This window comes from Pseudomonas guariconensis, from assembly GCF_024127895.1.
Lineage (GTDB): Bacteria > Pseudomonadota > Gammaproteobacteria > Pseudomonadales > Pseudomonadaceae > Aquipseudomonas > Aquipseudomonas guariconensis_B.
In genome coordinates this window covers 133515-150596 of the sequence record NZ_JAMYBK010000007.1, presented here as the reverse complement: position 1 = coordinate 150596, position 17082 = coordinate 133515, and the positions used below count along the sequence as shown (strand labels likewise).

Below are 17082 nucleotides of genomic sequence, written 5' to 3'. Positions count from 1 at the left end.
CGGATCAGTGCCCCATGAGCCAATGCTGGTGCGGACCAGGCAAAGTCCACAGACCGAACAGGATCACCAGTAGGCCGCCGGCCAGGCGCACGCTGCGGCGGCGCAACAGGGCGCCGACACGCTCGGCGGCAAGGCCGGTGGCCAGGAGTACGGGCCAGGTGCCGAGGCCGAAGGCCAGCATCAGGGCCGCGCTGTAGCCGGCATTGCCCTGGCTGGCGGCCCACAGCAGGGTGCTGTAGACCAGGCCGCACGGCAGCCAGCCCCACAGGGCGCCGAGCAGCAGGGCGCGGGGCAGGCTGGAGACCGGCAGCAGGCGTGTGGCCAAAGGTTGGATGTGCCGCCACACGCCGCGGCCGAGCGCCTCGATACGGGTCAGGCCACTCCACCAGCCGGCCAGGTACAGGCCCATGGCGATCAGCAGCAGGGCCGCCACCACCCGCAGCCCCTGGGCCGCCGGGCTGTTGGCCAGGGCCCAGCCGGCCAGGCCCAGGAGCAGGCCGGCGCAGGCATAGCTGAGGATGCGTCCGAGGTTGTAGGCCAGCAACAGGCGCAGGCGGCGGGCGCGTTGCTCTGGCGGGATGGCCAAGGTCAGGGCGCCCATCAGACCGCCGCACATGCCCAGGCAATGGCCGCCGCCGAGCAGGCCCAGGACCAATGCCGAGCCGAGCAGGGGAAACAGGTCAGGCACGAGGCTGAGGATCCTTGTCGTCGGGCTGCCCTGGCGTTTGTTCTGGCTCTGGCTTGACGGCAGCCTGGTGGCGAGGGTCCTGGTCGTCGAACAGGATGCTGTGGGCCGGGCTGTCGAGGTCGTCGTACTGGCCGCTGTCCACCGCCCAGAAGAAGATGTACACGGCCACGCCGACGATCAGCAGGGCGGCGGGGATCATGACGTAGAGGGCGGGCATAGCGGTTTCCTTGCGGGCGACGGCGTCTGGTGTGCGGGCATGCCCGCGCCCTTGGCCAGGCGGGTCAGGCGCAGGGCGTTGAGCACCACGATCAGCGAACTGACCGACATGCCGATGGCCGCCCAGACCGGCGTGATCCAGCCCAGGGCGGCGAACGGCAGCATCAGGCCATTATACAGGGTCGCCCACAGCAGATTCTCGAGGATGTTGCGCCGCGTGCGCCGGGCCAGGTCGAAGGCCTGCACCAGCGCCTGCAGGCGGTTGGACAGCAGCACCGCATCGGCGCAGGTCTTGGCCAGGTCGGTGGCCGAACCCATGGCGATGCTGATGTCGGCCGCCGCCAGCACCGGCACGTCGTTGACCCCATCGCCCAGCATCAGCACCTTGCGGCCTTCGGCCTGCAGGGCCTTGAGGCGGGCGAGCTTGTCGTCCGGGCGCAGGCCGCCGACGGCCTGGTCGATGCCCAGTTGCGCGGCCACTTCGCCGACCATCGGCGAGCTGTCGCCGGACAGCAGCAAAGTACGCCAGCCACGGGCCTTGCAAGCGGCGAGCAGGTCGGGGGCATCCTCGCGCAGGCGATCGTCGAGGCCGAACCAGGCCAGCGGCCCCTGGCGGTCGCCCAGCAACAGCCACTGGCCACGGGGTTCGGGTACGGCGGGCACTGCGGCGCTGCTCAGGGCGCAGACGAACGTGGCCTGGCCGATGCGCAGGCTTTGGCCGTCGACCACGCCCTCCAGGCCCAGGCCAGGTATGGCCTGCACCTGCTCGGCGGGGGTGGCGGTGCGGCCGAAGGCACGGGCGATGGGGTGTTCCGAGCGGTTCTCCAGGGCTGCGGCCAGGGCCAGGCAGCGGTCGGCGGCGAGCAGGCCCAGTGGGCGGATGCTGCGTAGGGCCAGGCGGCCCTCGGTGAGGGTGCCGGTCTTGTCGAAGATCACCGTGTCGATCTGGTTCAGCCCTTCCAGCACATGTCCGCGGGTGACCAGCAGGCTGAGCTTGTGCAGGGTGCCGGTGGCGGCGGTGAGGGCTGTCGGGGTGGCCAGGGACAGGGCGCAGGGGCAGGTCGCCACCAGCATGGCCAGGACGATCCAGAATGCCCGCGAGGCATCCAGCTGCCACCACAGCAGGCCGATGGCGGCGGCGGCGAGCAGGGTGAACAGCAGGAACCACTGCGAGGCGCGGTCGGCGATCTCGGCCAGGCGGGGTTTTTCCGACTGGGCGCGCTCCAGCAGCCGGACGATCGCCGACAGGCGGGTGTCCTGGCCCAGGGCCTCGACCTGCACGGTCAGGCTGCTCTCGACATTCAAGGTGCCGCCGGTGACCCGGTCGCCGGCATGGCGGGCCTGGGGCAGGTACTCGCCAGTCAGCAGCGACTCATCGACGCTGGAGCGGCCGTCGAGGATGCGGCCATCGGCCGGGATCACCGCGCCGGGCAGCACTTGCACCCGGTCGCCGCGCTGCAGTTCGCCGAGCAGGATGCGCTCGCTGTGTCCCTGGTCATCCAGGCGCAGGCAGGAGGCCGGCAGCAGGTTGACCAGTTGCGCGGTGGCCGCCGCCGTGCGCTCGCGGGCGCGGCGCTCCAGGTAGCGGCCGGTGAGCAGGAACAGGGCGAACATGCCCACGGTGTCGAAGTACAGCTCGCCACTGCCGGTGATCGCGGTCCAGATCCCGGCGCCGTAGGCCAGGGCGATGGCCAGCGACACCGAGACGTCCATGGTCAGGTGGCGGGTGCGCAGGTCGCGGGCGGCGCCCTTGAAGAAGGGGGCGCAACTGTAGAACACGATCGGCGTGGTCAGGAACAGCGCCACCCAGCGCAGGATGGTGTGCAGCTCGGGGCTCAGGTCGATGTTGAATTCCGGCCAGGTGGCCATGGTCGCCATCATCGCCTGGAACCACAGCAGGCCGGCCACGCCCAGGCGGCGCAGGGCGCTGCGGTTTTCCCGGGCCAGTTGCTCGGCGGCCTGGTCAGGTTGGTAGGGGTGCGCGGCATAGCCGATCCGGCGCAGCTCGGCGAGCAGGCGCGAGAGGGGCGTTCGTTGGTCGTCCCAGTTGAGCAGCAGGCGGTGGTTGGACAGGTTCAGGCGTGCCTCGGCCACGCCCGGCAGGTTGCGCAGGTGTTTCTCGATCAGCCAGCCGCACGCTGCGCAGCTGATGCCCTCGACCAGCAGGGTGGCCTCGGCCAGTTCGCCCTGGTGGTGGACGAAAGCCTGCTGCACGTCGACGCGGTCGTAGAGTGCCAGCTCATCCTGCAACTGCCGGGGCAGGGCCTCGGGGTTGGCGCTGGCGTCGCTGCGGTGCTGGTAGTAGCTCTCCAGGCCGCCGGCGACGATGGACTCGGCCACTGCCTGGCAGCCAGGGCAGCAGAACTGCCGGGGTTCGCCGAGGACCACCGCGGTGAAACGGCTGCCGGCGGGGACGGGCAGGGCGCAGTGGTAGCAGGGGGTTGGCTCGGTCATCGTGATGCAGTCATTCGTGATGCTCGGCCCCTTGCAAGGCCTCGTCGCCCAGCTCCAGGGTGACGCCGTGGGCGACCTTCTCCTCCTCGAACAATCGCCATACCTGCCCGTCCTGGCTGCCCAGCAGCTCGACGAAGCGCCGCCCCTCGACCCGGTCGTCCAGCTGGCCGACATAGCGGCCCGGCTCGCTGCGGGCCAGCTCGACCTTGCGGTCCTTGTCCGGCTGGGTCGGTGAGATCAGGTTCAGTTCCAGGGCTTGCGGATCGCTATTGCCGGTCAGGCGCACGTCCACCTCGCCAGTCAGCTCGTCCAGGTGCACGCTGGCCTTGAGCTTGAGGTCCTGGGCCAGCAGCTCGCGGTCCAGCGAGCGGTTGATGCCCTTGCCGGCCTCGTAGTAGTTGTCGTTGACCAGGTTGTCCGGGTTGTTCACGGCGATGCTGACCATCGTCAGGCTCAGGCACACCGAGGTGGCGAGGATGCCGATGATGATCCAGGGCCAGAGGTGCTTGTACCACGGGCTGGCGGCGGTTGCGGCAGGCATTGTCGACTTCTCTCTCAACGGATTTGCGGGCCGATGAAGCGGCTCTTGGCTTCAACCTGGGTGGCGCTGTCGTCGGCGTCCTTGAGGATGAAGGTGATTTCATTGGTGGTCGAGGGCAATTGCTCGGGCGCGACCGACAACTGCACCGGCAGGCTGACGATATCGCCGGCGGCGACCCGGATCTCGCGATGCCCCTCGAGCTGCAGGCCTGGCAGGCCGCTGGCGTCGAGCACGTAGACGTGGTCGCGTTGGTCCTTGTTCATGACCTTGAGGCTGTAGACGTTCTCGATCCGCCCTTGCGCGTTCTCGCGGTACAGCACCCGGTCCTTGCTGACGTCGAAACCGACCAGCGAACGGGTGGCGAAGGCGGTGACCAGGATACCGATCATCAGCAGCAGCACCAGGGCGTAGCCGATCAGCCGTGGGCGCAGCATGTGGGTCTTCTGCCCGGAGAGGTTGTGCTCGGTGGTGTAGCTGATCAGGCCCTTGGGATAGTTCATCTTCTCCATGATGCTGTCGCAGGCGTCGATGCAGGCAGCGCAGCCGATGCACTCGATCTGCAGACCATCGCGGATGTCGATGCCGGTGGGGCAGACCTGCACGCACATGGTGCAGTCGATGCAGTCGCCCAGGCCCTTGGCCTTGTAGTCCATGTCCTTCTTGCGCGGGCCGCGGGTCTCGCCGCGGCGCGGGTCGTAGGAGACGATCAGGGTGTCCTTGTCGAACATCACGCTCTGGAAGCGCGCGTAGGGGCACATGTACACGCACACCTGCTCGCGCAGCCAGCCGGCGTTGCCGTAGGTGGCGAGGGTGAAGAACGCCACCCAGAAATAGGCCCAGCCATCGGCTTGCCCGGTGAAGAACTCGATGACCAGCTCGCGGATCGGCGAGAAGTAGCCGACGAAGGTCATGCCGGTGACGAAGCCGATCAATAGCCACAGGCTGTGCTTGGCCGCCTTGCGCAGGAACTTGTTGGCGCTCATCGGCGCCTTGTCCAGCTTCATGCGCTGGTTGCGGTCGCCCTCGGTGACCTTCTCGCACCACATGAAGATCCAGGTCCAGACGCTCTGCGGGCAGGTGTAGCCGCACCAGACCCGGCCGGCGAACACGGTGATGAAGAACAGGCCGAAGGCAGAGACGATGAGGATGCCCGAGAGCAGGATGAAGTCCTGGGGCCAGATGGTGGCGCCGAAGATGTAGAACTTGCGCTCGGGCAGGTTCCACCAGACGGCCTGGTGCCCGCCCCAGTTCAGCCACACGGTACCGAAGTACAGCAGGAACAGGAACGCCCCGCCGACCATTCGCAGCCGGCGGAACACGCCGGTGAAGGCGCGGGTGTAGATCTTTTCCCGGGAGGCGTAGAGGTCGACGGAGTCCTTTCCCTTCTTGGCAGGCGGGGTGACGTCATGTACCGGAATCTGCTTGCTCATCATCAAGTCCCACGGCAGTGGAGAAGTGCCGCGGCCAGTACGTGCCGGCCGCGGTCGTACGCATTCTGCTAGCGCTCTGCGGCCCATGATACGCCGCTGCTGGCAGGCTGGGAGCGCGTTGCGACCTTTAGTCGCATTGGGTTGGTGGTTTGAATCGTGTTATGGCGGCTGTCAATTGATCCAGGTCATGGCGGGAGGCGAAATGTCCGGCGTTGCGCCGTAACCTGGGGGAGCATGGCCCTGCCAGCGATGGCAGGGCCTTGGATGGGCTCACTCGGCCTTGGCGGTTTCCGACTGCTGCTGGTGCGACAGGCTGTAGACATAGGCTGCCAGCAGGTGGACCTTGTCGTTGCCCTGCAACTCGGCCTGTGCCGGCATCTGGCCCTGGCGGCCGTAGCGGATGGTCTGCTGCAACTGGGCGAAGCTTGAGCCGTAGATGAACGCCTGCGGGTGGGTCAGGTCAGGCGCGCCCATGGCCGGGGTGCCCTTGCCCTCGGGGCCGTGGCAAGCCACGCAGTTGGCGGCGAAGATCTCCTTGCCCTTGGCGGCATCGGCCTTGATCCCTTCGGGCAGGCTACGACCGTCCAGGTTGGTCAGGACGAAGGCGGCGACGTCGGCCACGCCCTGTTCGCCGATCACCTCGGCCCAGGCCGGCATCACGCCGTGGCGACCGTTCATGATCGAGGCCTTGATGGTCTCCGGCTCGCCGCCCCAACGCCAGTCGTTGTCGGTGAGGTTGGGGAAGCCGTAGGAGCCACGGGCATCGGAGCCGTGGCACACCGAGCAGTTGGAGGCGAACAGGCGGCTGCCCATCTTCAGCGCTTGCGGGTCCTTGGCCACGTCCTCGATGGGCATGGCGGCGTACTTGGCGAAGATCGGGCCGAAGCGGGCGTCGGCCTTGGCCATCTCCTTTTCCCACTCGTGCACGCCGGTCCAGCCGGGCTGGCCGTTGGAGAACTCGGTCTTCTTCTCGTTATCCAGGTACTGGTAGCCGGGCAGGATGCCTTTCCAGTTGCCCAGGCCCGGGTACAGCACCAGGTAACCCAGGGCGAACACGATGGTGCCGACGAACAGCCAGAACCACCATTTCGGCAAGGGGTTATCGTACTCCTCGATACCGTCGAAGGCATGGCCGACGGTCTCGTCGGTGACCTCTTCGCGCTGGCCCTTGCGGGTCGACAGCAGCAGCCAGGTCAAGGCGAAGATGGTGCCCAGGGTCAGGACGGTGACGTACAGACTCCAGAAGGTTGTCATTGTTCTTTGCTCCTAGAAGCTTTCGCTTGCGCTTGCTCGACGTGCTTGCTGGCCTCGGGGTCGTCGGCGAAGGGCAACCGGGTCGCCTCGTCGAATTCCTTCTTGCGCCGTGGGTTGAACACCCACAGCGCCAGGCCCACGAAGGCCACCATCACCACGACGGTGCCCAGGCCACGAATCATCCCGATATCCATCAGCGTCACCGTTTGCTCTTGATGATGGTGCCCAGGCCTTGCAGGTACGCCACGATGGCGTCCATCTCGGTCTTGCCCTTGACCGCGTCGCGGGCGCCGGCGATGTCCTCGTCGGTGTAGGGCACGCCCAGGGTGCGCAGCACCTCCATCTTTTTCGCGGTGTCCTTGCCGTCGAGCGTGTTCTCGACCAGCCACGGGTAGGACGGCATCTTCGATTCCGGTACCACGTTGCGCGGGTTGTACAGGTGCGCGCGGTGCCAGTCGTCGGAGTAGCGGCCGCCGACGCGGGCCAGGTCCGGGCCGGTGCGCTTGGAGCCCCAGAGGAAGGGGTGGTCCCAGACGCTCTCGCCGGCCACCGAGTAGTGGCCGTAGCGCTCGGTCTCGGCACGGAACGGGCGGATCATCTGCGAGTGGCAGCCGACGCAGCCCTCGCGGATGTAGATGTCGCGCCCTTCGAGCTCCAGTGCGGTGCGCGGCTTCATGCCTTCGACCGGCTTGTTGGTGACGTCCTGGAAGAACAGCGGGACGATCTGGGTCAGGCCGCCGATGCTGACGGCGATGACCATGAAGAAGGCCAACAGGCCGATGTTCTTCTCGACTGCTTCATGCTTCATCAGTGAGCTCCCACGACGACGATCTTGGCGGCTTCTTCAGCGTCGGCCGGCTTCGAGGCGCGTACGGTGCGGTAGACGTTGTAGGCCATCAGCAACATGCCGGAGGCGAAGAACGCACCGCCCAGGGCGCGGACGATGTAGCCCGGGTGGCTGGCCTGCAGGGCTTCGACGAAGGAGTAGGTGAGCGTGCCGTCGTCGTTGATGGCGCGCCACATCAGGCCCTGGGTGATGCCGTTGACCCACATCGAGGCGATGTACAGCACGGTGCCGATGGTCGCCAGCCAGAAGTGCGCGTTGATCAGACCCACGCTGTGCATCTGTTCGCGGCCATAGACCTTCGGGATCAGGTGGTACAGCGAGCCGATGGAGATCATCGCCACCCAGCCGAGGGCGCCGGCATGCACGTGGCCGATGGTCCAGTCGGTGTAGTGCGACAGCGAGTTGACTGTCTTGATGGCCATCATCGGGCCTTCGAAGGTGGACATGCCGTAGAACGCCAGGGACACCACCAGAAAGCGTAGGATCGGGTCGGTGCGCAGTTTGTGCCAAGCCCCGGAGAGGGTCATCATGCCGTTGATCATGCCGCCCCAGCTCGGTGCCAGGAGGATGATCGACATCACCATGCCCAGCGACTGGGCCCAGTCGGGCAGGGCGGTGTAGTGCAGGTGGTGCGGGCCGGCCCAGATGTACAGGGTGATCAGCGCCCAGAAGTGGACGATCGACAGGCGATAGGAGTAGATCGGGCGTTCGGCCTGCTTGGGTACGAAGTAGTACATCATCCCCAGGAAGCCCGTGGTCAGGAAGAAGCCCACGGCGTTGTGGCCGTACCACCACTGGATCATGGCGTCGGTGGCCCCGGCATAGGCCGAGTACGACTTGAACAGGCTGACCGGCAGGGAGATGTGGTTGACGATGTGCAGCATCGCCGTGACCACGATGAAGCCACCGTAGAACCAGTTGCCGACGTAGATGTGCTTGGTCTTGCGCTTGACGATGGTGCCGAAGAACACCAGGGCGTAGGTGACCCAGACGATGGCCAGGAGGATCGCCAGCGGCCACTCGAGCTCGGCGTACTCCTTGGTGGTGGTGTAGCCCATCGGCAGGGTGATCAGCGCGCCGACGATGACCGCTTGCCAGCCCCAGAAGCTGAAGGCGGCCATGCCATCGGAGATCAGCCGGGTCTGGCAGGTGCGCTGCACGACGTAGTAGGAGGTGGCGAACAGCGCGCAACCTCCGAAGGCGAAGATCACCAGGTTGGTGTGCAGCGGGCGAAGGCGGCCGAAGCTCGTCCATGGCAGGTCCAGGTTCAGCTCGGGCCATACCAGTTGCGAGGCGATGTACACGCCTAGCCCCATGCCAAGGATCCCCCAGACCACCGTCATGATGGCGAACTGGCGGACGACCTTATAGTTATAAGCAGTCGGACTGATTGCAGTGCTCATTGCTAAGGTTCCACGGTTTGGGTGTTCTTGTTGGTTGGAAAATCGGCGCCAGTATCGGTAACCACCAGGGTTATCGCAACGCAAGACCTCTCGCCGACCCGTGTCCAGGCCCTTTCCACCACCGTCCCGCGGTTTGGGGGCTGGATGATTGTACACAAATAAATGTTTGTAATGTGTACCGTTTTTCGCCTTTTTCTGATCGATCGGTCAAGCTTTTTTTCAGGGTGGGCAGGCAAGGCTCCCCTCCCGACGCTATGGGCGAGCGATGTCGAAGTCGTTGCGCGGTGTCAGGCCATGCACCGCGTCTGCTTCGGTCGCTGCGAGCGAAGCCTCTCTTAGGCAAACAAGCTTAGTTCCGTTCGGAGGGGGTGCAAGGAAGGGAGGTGTGGCGGGGAGTTGGGGCCGCACTGCGGCCCCGAAAGATCAACGGGCAGTCAGATTGTCGCCCGCTTCATCTTGCGACAGGCTGTACACATAGGCCGCCAGCAGGTGGACCTTGTCGTTGCCCTGGATGTCGCGCTGGGCCGGCATCTGGCCCTGGCGACCGTAGCGGATGGTCTGTTGCAGTTGGGCGAAGCTCGAACCGTAGATGAACGCCTGCGGGTGGGTCAGGTCAGGCGCGCCCATGGCCGGGGTGCCCTTGCCCTCGGGGCCGTGGCAGGCCACGCAGTTGGCGGCGAAGATCTCCTGGCCCTTGGCGGCATCGGCCTTGACCCCCTCGGGCAGGCTGCGACCGTCCAGGTTGGTCAGGATAAAGGCGGCGACGTCGGCCACGCCCTGTTCGCCGATCACCTCGGCCCAGGCCGGCATCACGCCGTGGCGGCCATCCATGATCGAGGCCTTGATGGTCTCCGGCTCGCCGCCCCAGCGCCAGTCCTTGTCGGTCAGGTTGGGGAAGCCGTAGGCGCCCTTGGCATCGGAGCCATGGCACACCGAGCAGTTGGAGGCGAACAGGCGGCTGCCCATCTTCAGCGCCTGCGGGTCCTTGGCCACTTCCTCCACCGGCATGGCGGCGTACTTGGCGAAGATCGGGCCAAAGCGTGCATCGGCCTTGTCCATTTCCTTCTGCCACTCGTTGACCTGGGTCCAGCCGTTCTCGTAACCCGGCAGGATGCCTTTCCAGTTGCCCAGGCCCGGGTAGAGGATCAGGTAGCCCACGCCGAAGGCCAGGGTGCCGACGAACAGCCAGAACCACCACTTGGGCAGCGGGTTGTCGTACTCCTCGATGCCGTCGAAGCTGTGGCCCATGGTCTGGTCGGTGGTGTTGTGGCTCTGGCCCTTGCGCGTGGCGAGCAGCAGCCAGGTCAGGCCGATCAGGCTGCCGATGGTCAGTACGCTGATGTAGGTACTCCAGAAGGTGGTCATTGCCGGTTATTCCTCATGGCAGGTTCCTGCCCAGCAGGGGGCAGGCGGTCGTCGACGAAGGGCAGCAGGCGCGCTTCGGCGAAATCACGGTCGCGGCGACGGTTGAATACCCAGAGGCACAGGCCCAGGAAGGCGATCATCACCACCAGGGTGCCCAGGCCACGGATCAGGCCGATGTCCAGTGACAGTTCCATCGCTTACCTCTTGTTCTTGATCGCGGTGCCCAGCACCTGCAGGTAGGCCACCAGGGCGTCCATCTCGGTCTTGCCCTTGACCGCGTCGCGGGCGCCGGCGATGTCCTCGTCGGTGTAGGGCACGCCCAGGGTGCGCAGGGTGCGCATCTTGGTGTCGGTGTGGCTGTTGTCGACCTGCTGGGCGACCAGCCACGGGTAGGACGGCATCTTCGATTCCGGTACCACGTTGCGCGGGTTGTACAGGTGCGCGCGGTGCCAGTCGTCGGAGTAGCGGCCGCCGACGCGGGCCAGGTCCGGGCCGGTGCGCTTGGAGCCCCAGAGGAAGGGGTGGTCCCAGACGCTCTCGCCGGCCACCGAGTAGTGGCCGTAGCGCTCGGTCTCGGCGCGGAACGGGCGGATCATCTGCGAGTGGCAACCGACGCAGCCTTCGCGGATGTAGATGTCGCGGCCTTCGAGCTGCAGGGCGGTGTAGGGCTTCATGCCTTCGACCGGCTTGTTGGTGACGTCCTGGAAGAACAGCGGGACGATCTGGGTCAGGCCGCCGATACTGACGGCGAAGACCATCAGCAGGGCCAGCAGGCCTACGTTTTTCTCGATGACTTCGTGTTTCATCAGGCTTGTCTCCTCAGGCCAGCTGGGCGGTCGCAGGGGCGGCCTCGGCGGCCGGGGCACGCACGGTGCGCCAGGTGTTCCAGGCCATCAGCAGCATGCCGCTGAGGAAGATCGCGCCACCGACGAAGCGCACGATGAAGCCAGGGTGGCTGGCCACCAGGGTCTCGACGAAGGAGTAGGTGAGCGTGCCGTCGGCATTGACCGCGCGCCACATCAAGCCCTGGGCGATGCCGTTGACCCACATCGAGGCGATGTACAGCACGGTGCCGATGGTCGCCAGCCAGAAGTGCGCGTTGATCAGGCCGATGCTGTACATGCGCTCCTTGCCGAACACTTTCGGGATGGTGTGGTACAGCGCGCCGATGGAGATCATCGCCACCCAGCCGAGGGCACCGGCATGCACGTGGCCGATGGTCCAGTCGGTGTAGTGGGACAGGGCGTTGACCGTCTTGATGGCCATCATCGGGCCTTCGAAGGTGGACATGCCGTAGAACGCCAGGGACACCACCAGAAAGCGCAGGATCGGATCGCTACGCAGTTTGTGCCAGGCACCGGAGAGGGTCATCATGCCGTTGATCATGCCGCCCCAGCTCGGTGCCAGGAGGATCAGCGACATGATCATGCCCAGCGACTGGGCCCAGTCGGGCAGGGCGGTGTAGTGCAGGTGGTGCGGGCCGGCCCAGATGTACAGGGTGATCAGCGCCCAGAAGTGGACGATCGACAGCCGGTAGGAATACACCGGGCGCTCGGCCTGCTTGGGCACGTAGTAGTACATCATCCCCAGGAAGCCCGCAGTCAGGAAGAAGCCCACGGCGTTGTGGCCGTACCACCACTGGACCATGGCGTCGGTGGCACCGGCGTAGACCGAGTACGACTTGGTCAGGCTGACCGGCAGTTCCAGGTTGTTGACGATGTGCAGCATCGCCACGGTGAGGATGAAGCCGCCGAAGAACCAGTTGCCCACATAGATGTGCTTGGTGTTGCGTTTCATCAGCGTGCCGAAGAACACGATGGCGTAGCAGACCCAGACGATGGTGATCAGGATGTCGATCGGCCATTCCAGTTCGGCGTATTCCTTGGAGCTGGTGTAGCCCAGCGGCAGGCTGATCGCCGCCAGCAGGATCACCAGTTGCCAGCCCCAGAAGGTGAACGCGGCCAGGCCCGGTGCGAACAGGGTGGTCTGGCAGGTGCGTTGCACCGAATAATAGGAGGTGGCGAACAGGGCGCAACCGCCGAAGGCGAAGATCACCGCATTGGTATGCAGCGGGCGCAGGCGACCGAAGCTGGTCCAGGGAAGGTCGAAGTTCAGGGAAGGCCAGACGAGTTGCGCGGCGATGAAAACGCCGAGCCCCATCCCGACGATTCCCCACACCACCGTCATGATGGCGAATTGGCGGACCACCTTGTAGTTGTAGGCGGTACTGCTGGTTGTGTTCATGTATGGGTTCCCATCCACGGTTATAGGCAGGCTAGACAGCGAGGCAAGCATGAGTAATGGGCAAATGGCCGGTATTGACGGGGATCAATGGGCGCAAGTGGGAAATGTCCCAGGCTTGCGCTGCGATCCCCCACGCATCCGGGGGGACCAGGGCTATGCTGGCTGCCTGGTCCTGGCCCATGGCGCGGGGGCGCCGATGGACAGCGATTTCATGCAGGACATGGCGCAAAGGCTGGCGGCGCAAGGGGTAGGCGTGGTGCGCTTCGAGTTTCCCTACATGGCCCAGCGGCGCCAGGGCGGCGGCAAGCGGCCGCCCAATCCGCAGAAGGTGCTGCTCGACTGCTGGCGCGAGGTGTACCGCCAGGTGCGACTATTGGTCGCGGGGCCGGTGGCCATTGGCGGCAAGTCCATGGGCGGGCGCATGGCCAGCCTGCTGGCCGACGAACTGGGGGCCGATGCCCTGGTGTGCCTGGGCTATCCGTTCCATGCCGTGGGCAAGCCCGAGAAGCCCCGGGTCGAGCACCTGGCGGGGTTGCGTACGCGCACGCTGATCGTCCAGGGCGAGCGCGATGCCCTGGGTAACCGGGAGCGGGTGCAAGGGTATGTGTTATCGCCGTCGATCGAGGTGTGCTGGCTGGCGGCGGCCGATCATGACCTCAAGCCGCTGAAGGCCTCGGGGGCGACCCATGAAGGGCATCTGCAGGCGGCGGCGCAGCGGGTGGCCGGGTTCCTGGCGGGGGGGAACTAGCCTATCAATTGGGGCTGCGAAGCAGCCCCAGCATCTGTTACATCCAACGGGCCGCTAGAGGCTGGCCCCAGGGCTCGATTGCGCCGCCCTGAAAAATCGAACGCCTCAGTCGCGGTACTCGCACAGGTAGGCCGTATCCACCGCCACCTTCAGCTGGAACTTGCTGTCGGCCGGCACATTGAACTGGCTGCCGGCCTTGAAGGTTTCCCAGTTGTCGCTGCCCGGCAGCTTGACGGTCAGGGCACCGGAAACCACATGCATGATCTCGCGCTTGGCGGTGCCGAATTCATATTCGCCCGGGGCCATGACGCCGACGGTGGCCGGACCTTCCTGGCCAGTGAAGGCGATCGACTTGACGGTGCCATCGAAGTACTCGTTGACCTTGAACATGGGCGACTCCTGAAAGAAGGAATGAAAAAAGGCTGGCCAGTATGCCCAAGGCCCCCGGCGCCGTCATCTGCTTTCAGGGGCCGTTGGCGGGCAGGCTCAAGGGCAACAGCCGTGCGGTATTGCGGGCATCTTCCAGGGCGCGGTGCTGCTGCCCGCAGAACTGCAGGCCCGCCAGCTGCAGCGCGCCGTTGAGGCCGGCAGGCCGCTGCAGGTGGCGGGCCTTGGCGAAGCGTTGCTTGAGGTTGATGTGGGGCAGGGCTTGCAGCAGGCTCTGCACCTGATGCTGCTGCCATTCCTGGCACAACTGCTGGCGATCGTAGTCGCCCCAGCTGACCCAGGCCTGCAGGTGCCCGCGGTGATGGCCGAGCCAGCGCTCGAACTGTGCCCACACCTCGGGGAAAACCGCGGCGCCGTCGACATCGGCCTGGCTGATATGCGTCAGTTCGCGGCAGAACGGCGTCAACTGCCGCCGTCGCCTGGGCCGCACGAAACGCTGGAAATGGTCGACCTCGCGGCCTTCGCGGGTGACCAGGCTTGCGCCGATTTCAATGATTTCCATCTCCGTGACCGGCCAGCCACCGTCGTCGGTGGTGGCCTCCAGGTCGATCACCAACCAATGGCCCATACCAGGCTCCCTTGCAAGATGCAGAGGCCTGCAGGGTCGGCCTCGACCCGACAGGCCAGTGAAGCGTAGCCAATCTCCGGCCTGCCGACATCCCCTGGCACAATGCTGTTATTTTGCTATGGCCATCGGTTGTGCCCCGGCGGGAAAGCGCCTAGCTTAAATGGATCCAGGTCACAAACCGTGATGAGTGTCTCCCTTGACTCCTGCGTCCGGCCGCAAGGCCCTGTCTTCCTTGTTGATGGTTGCCGCGTTGTGGCTGGCCACCCCGGCCCAGGCTGGCGACGCGCTGGAGGTGAGGGTCGGCGCGGCGCATTTCCCGCCCTATACCGTGCGCCCGGAGCAGGGCGCCGAGCGCGGCCTGCTGGCGCAACTGGTCGAGGCGCTCAACCGCCTGCAGCAGGATTACCACTTCGTGCTCGTGCCCACCTCGATTCCCCGGCGTTTTGGCGATTTCCAGCAAGGGCGCACCGACATGGCGATCTTCGAGAACCCACAATGGGGTTGGCAGCAGATTCCCCATGAGGCCGTGGACCTGGGCCTGGAGGATGCCGAGATCTTCGTCGCGCGCCAGCAGCCGGGGCGCGACCAGGGGTATTTCGATGACCTGCAGGGCAAGCGCCTGGCGCTGTTCAACGGCTACCACTACGCCTTCGCCGGCTTCAATCCCGACCCGCGCTACCTGAGCGAGACCTACAACGCGACCCTGACCTACTCCCACGACAGCAACCTGTTCATGGTCCAGCGCGGGCGCGCCGACATCGCCCTGGTGACGCGCTCCTTCTATAACGACTTCCTGGTGCGCAACCCCGCCAGCCGCGGCCACCTGATGGCCTCCGAGCGGGTCGACCAGATCTACCACCACTATGCCTTGCTGCGCCCGGGTGCGCCCCTCTCGGGCGAAACCTTCGCCGCGCTGTTGCAGCGCCTGCGCGACAATGGCGAGCTGCTGCGCATCTTCAAGCCCTACCGGATTGGCGTCCAGGCCACGTCGGGTGACTAAATCCCAGGGCGCTGGTCACGTCTACAGGAATGAGTCTTTCCCTACCTTTTCCGTGAGCCATGACCATGCCGTTCGATGCCGCTTCGCAGCCTCTCTCCCTGCCGCGTTGGCGCAGCCTCAGCGCCGACGAGGGCGATTGCCGGCTGAGCCTGACACTCGAAGGACGCCCGCTGATCCAGATCCGCCTGGTACCTGCGAACCCCCTCCACGTGCACCTGGAATCCCTCTGCCCGGAGCGCGCCGAGCAGGCGCTGTGGGCCGCCTGCTACTGGCTGCTGTCGCGCGATCCGGCCTGCCAGCGCCTGGCCTGGCATCTGCCTGAGCCGGTCCCCCAGGCCGTGGCCAGTGGCCTGTTGCTGGCGGGCGAACAGCCGGGGGTGTACCTGTGCGAGCGCACCCTGTTCTGGCAATTACCGCAGCCTTGGCTGGGCGATAATGGTTCGGGCGTCTATCCGCAGCAGATGCAGATCAGCAACGGCAAGCGCCATCCACGTCGGGCACCCAAGCCGCGTGGCGAGGTGTACCGGCGCTTCGATGCGCGCCTGGGCGCCTGGGTGTCGCTGCGCACCCTGGAGATCGAGCAGGACCTGGCGCGTTTCAACCGCTGGCAGAACAACCCGCGGGTGCTGCAGTTCTGGCAGGAAGGCGGCACGCTCGAGCAGCATCGCGAGTACCTGGCCAAGCTCGAGGCCGACCCGCATGCCCTGACCCTGATCGGTTGTTTCGACGATGAGCCGTTCGCCTACTTCGAGGCCTACTGGGCCAAGGAAGACCGCATCGCACCCTTCTACCCGGCCAATGACTACGACCGTGGCATCCACATGCTGGTGGGGGAGGAGGCCCATCGCGGCCCGCACAAGGTCGCTAGCTGGCTGTCGGCGCTGGTGCACTACCTGTTCCTCGATGACCCGCGCACCCAGCGGGTGGTGGCCGAGCCGCGGGCCGACAACGGCAAGATGATCGGCTACATGCACGACCAGTGCTTCCATTGCGAGAAGGAGTTCGATTTCCCGCACAAGCGGGCAGCGCTGATGATTCTCGGGCGGGAGCGCTTTTTCGACCGCTGCAGGCTCGTCTAGCGGCTCCAAGCGGCAAGCGGCAAGAGAAGAGCGGGCTGGTGTGCGCTTGCTGCTTGCTGCTCGTAGCTTGAGGCTCGCCGCTGCCGTTACTCCTGGCGGCTGGCGGTCTTGCGGCAGTGGATCAGCGCGTCGCGGATCATGAAGTTGACCAGCGTCGGCGAGACGCCCAGCTCCTTGGCGATGTCCTTCTGTGGCACGCCGTGCAGGCGGTACATCTCGAAGGCATAACGGGTGCGCTGGGGCAGTTCGGTGAGGGCGTCGGCGATGTGTTCGAGGGTGGCGAGGTTGATATGGGTGGCTTCCGGCGAGGCGTTCTGGATGACGATATTGAGGCCTTCCTCCTCGCTGCCGGAGTACTTCAGCTCCATGGCCTGCTTGCGGTAGTGGTCGATGGCCAGGTTGCGCACGATCTGGAACAGGTAGCTGAGCTGGGCCTTGAACGACGACGTGATCTGTGGCGCGGCGCTGAGCCGGAAGAACGCATCCTGCACCACATCCTCGGCGCGTGAGCGGCAACCGGTGATGCGCGCGGCGATCTTGACCAGGATGCTGCGGTTGTCGACGAACGCTTGGAGTAACGGTGAATCGCACCTACTTGTGGACAATTGTTCCGCCATGGAAGTCACCTTGTTCTCTGAGGGGAAGGCAGCGCGCCGGGAGGGTGGCTACCTACGACGTGCGACAAGCTATTCAGAATGATAATGATTGTCAAATACGAAAGTTAATGAGTATCTATTCGTATCGGTTCTAAAGCGCCGTCGCGTGAACCCGTTCACGCCTTGTGCCATTCGTCGTCGA

Annotated in this window: 19 protein-coding genes; 3 read left to right on the top strand and 16 right to left on the bottom strand. The window is 65.6% G+C overall.

Translation table 11 applies throughout. The features are described from left to right. Window positions 1-4: 4 nt before the first annotated feature. The 13 genes from NJF35_RS10775 to ccoN (NJF35_RS10715) form a co-directional block, all read right to left on the bottom strand. A complete protein-coding gene (locus tag NJF35_RS10775; RefSeq protein ID WP_225789888.1) occupies window positions 5-688 on the bottom strand; it encodes a sulfite exporter TauE/SafE family protein in 684 nt (227 codons plus the stop codon). After that, on the bottom strand, window positions 681-905 hold the full coding sequence (ccoS, locus tag NJF35_RS10770) for a cbb3-type cytochrome oxidase assembly protein CcoS (RefSeq protein WP_225789887.1): 225 nt from the start codon (window positions 903-905) through the stop codon (window positions 681-683). Before ccoS ends, NJF35_RS10775 begins: the two co-directional genes overlap by 8 nt. Beyond that, window positions 884-3358, bottom strand: a complete 2475-nt coding sequence (locus NJF35_RS10765; RefSeq protein ID WP_253091016.1) for a heavy metal translocating P-type ATPase — start codon at window positions 3356-3358, stop codon at window positions 884-886. Before NJF35_RS10765 ends, ccoS begins: the two co-directional genes overlap by 22 nt. Window positions 3359-3368: 10 nt before the next feature. Continuing rightward, the gene (locus NJF35_RS10760) at window positions 3369-3899 is read right to left on the bottom strand and encodes a FixH family protein (protein WP_225789885.1); all 531 of its coding nucleotides are present in this window, start codon (window positions 3897-3899) and stop codon (window positions 3369-3371) included. Between the two features lie 14 nt (window positions 3900-3913). Further along, window positions 3914-5329, bottom strand: a complete 1416-nt coding sequence (ccoG, locus tag NJF35_RS10755) for a cytochrome c oxidase accessory protein CcoG (RefSeq protein ID WP_225789884.1) — start codon at window positions 5327-5329, stop codon at window positions 3914-3916. A 270-nt stretch (window positions 5330-5599) separates the two neighbouring features. Next, window positions 5600-6583, bottom strand: coding sequence for a cytochrome-c oxidase, cbb3-type subunit III (gene ccoP / locus NJF35_RS10750; RefSeq protein WP_225789883.1), 984 nt, complete (start codon window positions 6581-6583; stop codon window positions 5600-5602). Further along, window positions 6580-6777: a cbb3-type cytochrome oxidase subunit 3 gene (locus NJF35_RS10745; protein WP_225789882.1), complete on the bottom strand. Its 198-nt coding sequence runs from the start codon at window positions 6775-6777 to the stop codon at window positions 6580-6582. The genes ccoP (NJF35_RS10750) and NJF35_RS10745 overlap by 4 nt, the downstream gene beginning before the upstream one ends. Before the next feature lie 5 nt (window positions 6778-6782). Then, entirely contained in the window at window positions 6783-7391 is a 609-nt protein-coding gene (gene ccoO, locus NJF35_RS10740; protein WP_225789881.1) for a cytochrome-c oxidase, cbb3-type subunit II, read from the bottom strand. Continuing rightward, the gene (gene ccoN / locus NJF35_RS10735) at window positions 7391-8833 is read right to left on the bottom strand and encodes a cytochrome-c oxidase, cbb3-type subunit I (protein ID WP_225789880.1); all 1443 of its coding nucleotides are present in this window, start codon (window positions 8831-8833) and stop codon (window positions 7391-7393) included. Before ccoN (NJF35_RS10735) ends, ccoO (NJF35_RS10740) begins: the two co-directional genes overlap by 1 nt. A 423-nt stretch (window positions 8834-9256) precedes the next feature. Continuing rightward, window positions 9257-10198: a cytochrome-c oxidase, cbb3-type subunit III gene (gene ccoP, locus NJF35_RS10730; RefSeq protein WP_225789879.1), complete on the bottom strand. Its 942-nt coding sequence runs from the start codon at window positions 10196-10198 to the stop codon at window positions 9257-9259. Then, window positions 10195-10392 carry a cbb3-type cytochrome oxidase subunit 3 gene (locus NJF35_RS10725; RefSeq protein ID WP_410045696.1) on the bottom strand — a complete coding sequence of 66 codons (198 nt, stop codon included), beginning with the start codon at window positions 10390-10392 and terminating at the stop codon, window positions 10195-10197. Before NJF35_RS10725 ends, ccoP (NJF35_RS10730) begins: the two co-directional genes overlap by 4 nt. Window positions 10393-10395: 3 nt before the next feature. Next, the gene (gene ccoO / locus NJF35_RS10720) at window positions 10396-11004 is read right to left on the bottom strand and encodes a cytochrome-c oxidase, cbb3-type subunit II (protein WP_023381403.1); all 609 of its coding nucleotides are present in this window, start codon (window positions 11002-11004) and stop codon (window positions 10396-10398) included. A gap of 13 nt (window positions 11005-11017) precedes the next feature. Beyond that, window positions 11018-12442, bottom strand: a complete 1425-nt coding sequence (ccoN, locus tag NJF35_RS10715) for a cytochrome-c oxidase, cbb3-type subunit I (protein WP_225789878.1) — start codon at window positions 12440-12442, stop codon at window positions 11018-11020. Window positions 12443-12491: 49 nt separating this feature from the next. On the opposite strand from ccoN (NJF35_RS10715), the gene NJF35_RS10710 reads away from it, so the two are divergent. Next, window positions 12492-13190, top strand: a complete 699-nt coding sequence (locus tag NJF35_RS10710; RefSeq protein ID WP_225789877.1) for an alpha/beta fold hydrolase — start codon at window positions 12492-12494, stop codon at window positions 13188-13190. A 105-nt stretch (window positions 13191-13295) separates the two neighbouring features. Here the strand turns inward: NJF35_RS10710 and NJF35_RS10705 are convergent, their stop codons facing one another. Both NJF35_RS10705 and NJF35_RS10700 read right to left on the bottom strand, forming a co-directional pair. Beyond that, window positions 13296-13580 carry a pyrimidine/purine nucleoside phosphorylase gene (locus tag NJF35_RS10705; RefSeq protein ID WP_225789876.1) on the bottom strand — a complete coding sequence of 95 codons (285 nt, stop codon included), beginning with the start codon at window positions 13578-13580 and terminating at the stop codon, window positions 13296-13298. Between the two features lie 73 nt (window positions 13581-13653). After that, on the bottom strand, window positions 13654-14205 hold the full coding sequence (locus NJF35_RS10700; protein ID WP_225789875.1) for an exonuclease domain-containing protein: 552 nt from the start codon (window positions 14203-14205) through the stop codon (window positions 13654-13656). A 196-nt stretch (window positions 14206-14401) separates the two neighbouring features. Between NJF35_RS10700 and NJF35_RS10695 the strand changes: the two genes are divergently transcribed. Then, the gene (locus NJF35_RS10695; protein WP_225789874.1) at window positions 14402-15205 is read left to right on the top strand and encodes a substrate-binding periplasmic protein; all 804 of its coding nucleotides are present in this window, start codon (window positions 14402-14404) and stop codon (window positions 15203-15205) included. 65 nt (window positions 15206-15270) lie between these two features. Next, the gene (locus NJF35_RS10690) at window positions 15271-16284 is read left to right on the top strand and encodes a GNAT family N-acetyltransferase (RefSeq protein WP_225789873.1); all 1014 of its coding nucleotides are present in this window, start codon (window positions 15271-15273) and stop codon (window positions 16282-16284) included. An 86-nt stretch (window positions 16285-16370) separates the two neighbouring features. On the opposite strand, the gene NJF35_RS10685 is transcribed toward NJF35_RS10690, so the two are convergent. Continuing rightward, window positions 16371-16901 (bottom strand): RNA polymerase factor sigma-70, encoded by a 531-nt coding sequence (locus NJF35_RS10685; protein WP_225789872.1) that lies wholly within the window; start codon window positions 16899-16901, stop codon window positions 16371-16373. Window positions 16902-17082: the final 181 nt, after the last annotated feature.

Bases quoted from the DNA above. Each gene is read 5' to 3' on its own strand.
- NJF35_RS10705 (WP_225789876.1), bottom strand. From the start codon at position 13,580: ATGTTCAAGGTCAACGAGTACTTCGATGGCACCGTCAAGTCGATCGCC.
- ccoG (WP_225789884.1), bottom strand. From the start codon at position 5,329: ATGAGCAAGCAGATTCCGGTACATGACGTCACCCCGCCTGCCAAGAAG.
- ccoN (WP_225789880.1), bottom strand. From the start codon at position 8,833: ATGAGCACTGCAATCAGTCCGACTGCTTATAACTATAAGGTCGTCCGC.
- ccoN (WP_225789878.1), bottom strand. From the start codon at position 12,442: ATGAACACAACCAGCAGTACCGCCTACAACTACAAGGTGGTCCGCCAA.
- NJF35_RS10745 (WP_225789882.1), bottom strand. From the start codon at position 6,777: ATGGATATCGGGATGATTCGTGGCCTGGGCACCGTCGTGGTGATGGTG.
- NJF35_RS10760 (WP_225789885.1), bottom strand. From the start codon at position 3,899: ATGCCTGCCGCAACCGCCGCCAGCCCGTGGTACAAGCACCTCTGGCCC.
- ccoS (WP_225789887.1), bottom strand. From the start codon at position 905: ATGCCCGCCCTCTACGTCATGATCCCCGCCGCCCTGCTGATCGTCGGC.
- NJF35_RS10685 (WP_225789872.1), bottom strand. From the start codon at position 16,901: ATGGCGGAACAATTGTCCACAAGTAGGTGCGATTCACCGTTACTCCAA.
- ccoP (WP_225789883.1), bottom strand. From the start codon at position 6,583: ATGACAACCTTCTGGAGTCTGTACGTCACCGTCCTGACCCTGGGCACC.
- NJF35_RS10690 (WP_225789873.1), top strand. From the start codon at position 15,271: ATGCCGTTCGATGCCGCTTCGCAGCCTCTCTCCCTGCCGCGTTGGCGC.
- ccoO (WP_023381403.1), bottom strand. From the start codon at position 11,004: ATGAAACACGAAGTCATCGAGAAAAACGTAGGCCTGCTGGCCCTGCTG.
- NJF35_RS10700 (WP_225789875.1), bottom strand. From the start codon at position 14,205: ATGGGCCATTGGTTGGTGATCGACCTGGAGGCCACCACCGACGACGGT.
- NJF35_RS10765 (WP_253091016.1), bottom strand. From the start codon at position 3,358: ATGACCGAGCCAACCCCCTGCTACCACTGCGCCCTGCCCGTCCCCGCC.
- ccoO (WP_225789881.1), bottom strand. From the start codon at position 7,391: ATGAAGCATGAAGCAGTCGAGAAGAACATCGGCCTGTTGGCCTTCTTC.
- NJF35_RS10725 (WP_410045696.1), bottom strand. From the start codon at position 10,392: ATGGAACTGTCACTGGACATCGGCCTGATCCGTGGCCTGGGCACCCTG.
- NJF35_RS10710 (WP_225789877.1), top strand. From the start codon at position 12,492: ATGAGTAATGGGCAAATGGCCGGTATTGACGGGGATCAATGGGCGCAA.
- ccoP (WP_225789879.1), bottom strand. From the start codon at position 10,198: ATGACCACCTTCTGGAGTACCTACATCAGCGTACTGACCATCGGCAGC.